Annotated in this window: 5 protein-coding genes; 1 reads left to right on the top strand and 4 read right to left on the bottom strand. The window is 44.1% G+C overall.

From position 1 onward, the window contains the following. Nucleotides 1-39 precede the first annotated feature (39 nt). Nucleotides 40-678 (bottom strand): Holliday junction branch migration protein RuvA, encoded by a 639-nt coding sequence (ruvA, locus tag IQ246_RS28770; protein ID WP_194006698.1) that lies wholly within the window; start codon nucleotides 676-678, stop codon nucleotides 40-42. After that, complete coding sequence (locus tag IQ246_RS28765; RefSeq protein WP_194006697.1) at nucleotides 675-1424, bottom strand: sucrose-phosphate phosphatase; 750 nt, start codon at nucleotides 1422-1424, stop codon at nucleotides 675-677. Before IQ246_RS28765 ends, ruvA begins: the two co-directional genes overlap by 4 nt. A 612-nt stretch (nucleotides 1425-2036) precedes the next feature. On the opposite strand from IQ246_RS28765, the gene IQ246_RS28760 reads away from it, so the two are divergent. After that, on the top strand, nucleotides 2037-2621 hold the full coding sequence (locus tag IQ246_RS28760; RefSeq protein WP_194006696.1) for a Uma2 family endonuclease: 585 nt from the start codon (nucleotides 2037-2039) through the stop codon (nucleotides 2619-2621). Nucleotides 2622-2676: 55 nt separating this feature from the next. On the opposite strand, the gene IQ246_RS28755 is transcribed toward IQ246_RS28760, so the two are convergent. Then, on the bottom strand, nucleotides 2677-3693 hold the full coding sequence (locus tag IQ246_RS28755) for a sulfate/molybdate ABC transporter ATP-binding protein (RefSeq protein WP_194006695.1): 1017 nt from the start codon (nucleotides 3691-3693) through the stop codon (nucleotides 2677-2679). Nucleotides 3694-3855: 162 nt separating this feature from the next. Further along, entirely contained in the window at nucleotides 3856-4968 is a 1113-nt protein-coding gene (aroB, locus tag IQ246_RS28750; protein ID WP_194006694.1) for a 3-dehydroquinate synthase, read from the bottom strand. Nucleotides 4969-5098: the final 130 nt, after the last annotated feature.

Below are 5098 nucleotides of genomic sequence, written 5' to 3'. Positions count from 1 at the left end.
GGGCAGGGGGGAGGATAAATATTGACTGTTGACTGTTGACTACTGAACTTGTTCGCTGCTGCTAAGATGGGCGATCGCCTGTTTAATCCACTCTTCCACATAAGCATCTTTCGGTAGTCCGATGTCTTCGCTTACCACATGCAAGGCGTGACTAACTTCATGGGCAGTATATCCCAAGGCGAAGAGGGTCATTTGCACTTCTTCGAGAATTCCAGGTGCTGGCCCACCTGTGGCGACGAAGAACCCGGCTGATTTGCGCCACTCGACTAACTTGCTTTTTAGTTCCAGACAGATGCGTTCGGCGATTTTTTTACCGACACCGGGAGCTTGAATTAAGACTTGTACATTGCCAGCGATAATTGCTTGGACTAAATCTGGTAGTTCCAAAGTGTCCAATAGGGCGATCGCTAAAGCAGCACCAATACCGCTGACAGTGAGCAAGTGGCGAAATAAATCGCGTTCTGCTGGCGAAGCAAAACCATACAATAACGGCACTTCTTCGCGAATTTGGAAATGGGTGAAAATCTGCGCCACTCCTCCTGACTCTGGTAACTGGTTTGCTAACCGTTGAGGAATTTGCAAATCATACCCTAACCCATTTACTTCTAGAGTCAGAATCATGCGATTAGCGCCAATCGTTTGGATACCAGCAACAAGACCTTTAAGATAACTAATCATTTCAATAAACCAAAATATTTCAAACCTTCGATAATTCCACCTGCACAAAGACCTTTTGCCAGGTAGCGGTGATCAGCGGGATACTCGTCATGCCATTGGAGTAGCTCTGGACGCGCATTCCCAACAATGATTCCCCGTTCGTTGCCTACAGCAAATAAAGCAATATCATTACCCGAATCACCACAGACAACTGTTTGCTCTGCTGCAAATTTCCACTTTTGGCGAAGAAACTGCATTGCCTGACCTTTATCGCTGGTATGGGGTACAATGTCAAGGTCAATACCGCTACTATAGATTAACTTTATATTTAATTTATATTTCTGCAACTCTGACTTAAGTTGTGGTAGAACATTTGCAGCTAAATCTTGTGGGAGAAAAAAGCTCACTTTGAAGGGACGCTGTTCTGATTCGGGTTGGGGATCTAGCTCCGTGTATTTACTAGCGATAGATAATACAGTTTCGCGTTCCCAGCCTGGAGAAAGGATTTCTGACCAATCTGAATCGGGAGTATCCGTACCATCGAGGTAAATCTCTGTACCTACGGAAAGAACGAGAGCATCAGGATGCAAAAGATTTTTTTCAATTTGGAGTTCTTTGTAAAGTAAAGGCGATCGCCCAGTAGCATAAACAATTTTAGTGCCGTATTCTTGGCGATGTTCACTGAGTAATTGGGTTAGTTCTGCCAAAGCGTTGTCATTGCCTACGAGGGTGTGATCCAAGTCGGTTACAAAAAGAAATGGTTTCATAGCTTTGATTTGCCCCAAGTTAGTAGTTGCAGAAATACCTAAAAACTTCAAAATTAGCTAGATGTAACCCATGCGTTCCGAGTTAATCTACCAGATTTTAGCTCTTATACCAATTTAAAAAAACAATGTGACAGATACACCATGTAGAGACGTTGCAATGCAACGTCTCTACTAGTCAAAAATTACCGATTAATCTATCATTTATCTCCACTGCTAGGTGCGTTAGCGTAGCTTACCGAAGGTATCGCAATCGCATCAATTTGGAGCAAAAGACCAGATAGAACTAACCAAATCACCCAATGTTTTACCTTTACCTGCGATGAAAACAGGAGGATTTTGGCGCTTTACTGCTGGCGTGATATCCTCTAAAATCGTCGCAATTACACGGGCAGATGATGGTTTAGGCTCGTCTGTTATCCGTTTTATCTGACTATTCTCAATAAGACTTTAGCAGTTTAGCTGATTTGCAGGCTTGACTTGAAGCGCGATGGTAACACGCCTAAACCAAGCCTTACTTTGAAAATGGTTTTAATTTTTGATATCATATTAGCTTATATATGTCAAGAATAAATGCTAAAATGTTAATCACTTTTCACAATTGTTAAACAAGCTATGCAAAACACTGACACGACATTAAAACTTCGCCTGTGGACAGTTGACGAATATCACCGGATGGCTGAAGCTGGGATTTTTGGTGCAGATGAACAAGTGGAACTCTTAGAAGGAAACATAATCTGGATGAGTGCGAAAGGGACAGCCCATCAGTCAGCAGTGGATAGAACAGATTACTTACTGAAAAACAGATTAGAAAATCGGGCTTGGGTATCTATTCAAGACTCAGTTAAGTTAAATGAACGGTCTGAGCCAGAACCGGATCTTGCGGTTGTTAAAGTAGATCCGCTGGACTATGCAGACCACCATCCTACCCCGCCAGGAGTTTATCTGATTATTGAGGTAGCAGATAGCAGCCTGAAACTGGACTGTGAAACCAAAGCCAAAGCCTACTCCAAGGCGGGAATTAAAGATTATTGGGTGCTAGATGTGGTTAGTCGTAAATTATATGTATTTCGGAAACCAACTCAAGATGGCTATCAAAGTAAAGTAATTTTGAGTGAAGATAGGATTATTTCACCGTTAGAATTTCCTGATTTACAGATTGCGGTATTGGAGATTTTACCGATGGTGGCTTTGAGTTGAAGGTAAATTTATCGACAACTCATTTCATGCGATCGCTTGTCTGTATGTAGAAGTGCTATATCGAATAATACAAGGGAAAAGATTTCGCATCTTTCGGTTTCACATATACCCGCTGTTGCGGTTGTAACTCTAATTGGTTAAAGCGATCGCGTGTTAAATGCGCCGTCACCACTTGCCCATCATCTAATGTTAATTCTACTTGAATTTCCCAGCCCAAATGGATCAAACGGCTGACTGTCGCAGGTGCAGTAGCGCCGTTGGCAGTCTTTTCTACAATCACATCTTGCGGACGCAAAAATACTTCTGGATATGGCGAATCGAAGCCAGTGCTTTGGAAAATCTTTGAGGTACTGGGTAACACGTTCACCGGGCCAATGAAGCTCATCACAAATGCTGTAGCAGGATTATCGTAAATTTCTGCTGGTGTCCCCACCTGTTCTACACGCCCTTGATTCATGACCACAACTTCGTCGGAGACTTCCATTGCTTCTTCTTGGTCGTGGGTGACGAAAACAGTGGTAACATGTACTTCATCATGGAGGCGGCGTAACCATGCCCGCAAGTCCTTGCGGACTTTAGCATCGAGTGCTCCGAAGGGTTCATCTAGCAATAATACGTCGGGTTCTACTGCCAGTGATCTTGCTAAGGCTACCCGTTGTCTTTGACCACCAGAAAGTTGTGATGGGTAGCGATCGCCTAGTCCACTTAACTGCACCAATTCCAGTAACTGTTCTACTCGCCCCTTAATCTTTTTTGCTGGCGCCTTGCGGATTTCTAAGCCAAAAGCAATGTTTTGCCGCACAGTCAAATGTTTAAATAGGGCATAGTGCTGAAAAACAAACCCAATATTCCGCTCTTGCACACTTTGATATGTCGCGTCCTTGCCAGTGAGTAAGATTTTGCCTCTATCTGGCATTTCCAAACCCGCAATTAACCTCAGTAAAGTAGATTTACCTGACCCCGATGGCCCCAGCAAGGCAACCAGCGAACCACTCTTAATTTCCAGGCTGACCTGATCAACTGCTTTGAAACTCCCGAATTGCTTGGAAACGTTCTCAACTACTATACCCACTGCTAAGTACCTCTGCAACTAATCTACGGTTTTCTGCTAGGTTTACCGTGTCTAACATATACCATAGATGCTTTTGGATTAACAAGATTTAGCTTGGGGAGTGGGAAAGTGGGGGAGTAGGGGACAATGGACTTGAATCAATTAAGAATTACGAATTACGAATTACATCCCCTGCAACACTTGTCTGATGGTATCTGATGGTACGTCATCGGTAACTGTCACTACACCAATCTGTGTCGGCAAAACAAACCGCACTTTACCCGCTTTGACTTTCTTATCTAACTGCAAAGCCTCAATAATTGCTTCTATGTCTACCCCATCCGGTAACTTAACTGGTAAACCCGTTTTTTGAATGAGGGCGTTTTGACGTTCTGCGTCTTCCTTTGCCCACATTCCCAAATTCACAGCAATTAGTCCTGCTGCTACCATGCCAATGGCAACTGCTTCACCGTGATTCACTAGACGATAACCAGTCAAGCTTTCTACTGCATGACCGATGGTATGACCATAGTTGAGAATTGCCCTCAGTCCCGCTTCTTTCTCATCTTTGCCAACTACATCAGCTTTAGCTTGACAAGAGCGCGTTAATATGGTGTCTATTAGTTCGGCTTTGACATAGCGGAGTTGGTCAAGGCGTTTACTCTGTTCCAATTGAGTAAACAATTGGGCATCCCAAATCACGCCGTACTTGATCACCTCTGCCATTCCCGCCCGAAACTCGCGCATGGGGAGGGTTTTCAAGACTTGTGGGTCAATTAATACTAGACGCGGTTGATGGAATGCCCCAATCAAATTTTTACCGTGGGGATGATTCACGCCAGTTTTGCCACCAATTGCCGAATCTACCATTGCTAAAAGAGTGGTAGGCACTTGTACAACATTAATACCCCGCAGCCAAGTTGCCGCTGCAAAGCCAGTCATATCGCCAATTACACCTCCCCCCAAAGCCACCATAGTGGAAGAACGTTCGAGACGGTTTTCTAAGGCTGCATCGTAGAGCTTTTGAATTGAGTTGAGGGTTTTGTATCGTTCACCGGGTGGTAGGGTACAGCTAGCAACTTCAAATCCAGCAGATGTCAGCGATGCAATCGCTCTTTTCCCGTAATGCTTAAAAATCGTCGGATTAGAAACCAGTAATACCTTCTTGCCTAGATTCAGGCCAGCCATCTGTTGACCTAGTTGATCTAAGCTTGCAGGTGCGTTAGCGTAGCTTACCGAAGGTATCGCAATCTCATAAGACTGCTCTGGTAAATTTACATTAATTACAGAAGTCATTAGTCAACCCCAAACAAGCACCCATGCGCTGGTATTCTACCGCAATCTGGGGAGTAGGAGAGTGGAGGAGTGGGAGAAGAAAATAATTAATGCCCCATGCCCAATGCCCCATTGCCCCATACCCCATACC

The sequence above is a fragment of the aff. Roholtiella sp. LEGE 12411 genome, from assembly GCF_015206995.1.
Lineage (GTDB): Bacteria > Cyanobacteriota > Cyanobacteriia > Cyanobacteriales > Nostocaceae > Komarekiella.
Note: the sequence above shows the minus strand (reverse complement) of the source record. Positions and strands in the feature narration are given on the sequence as shown.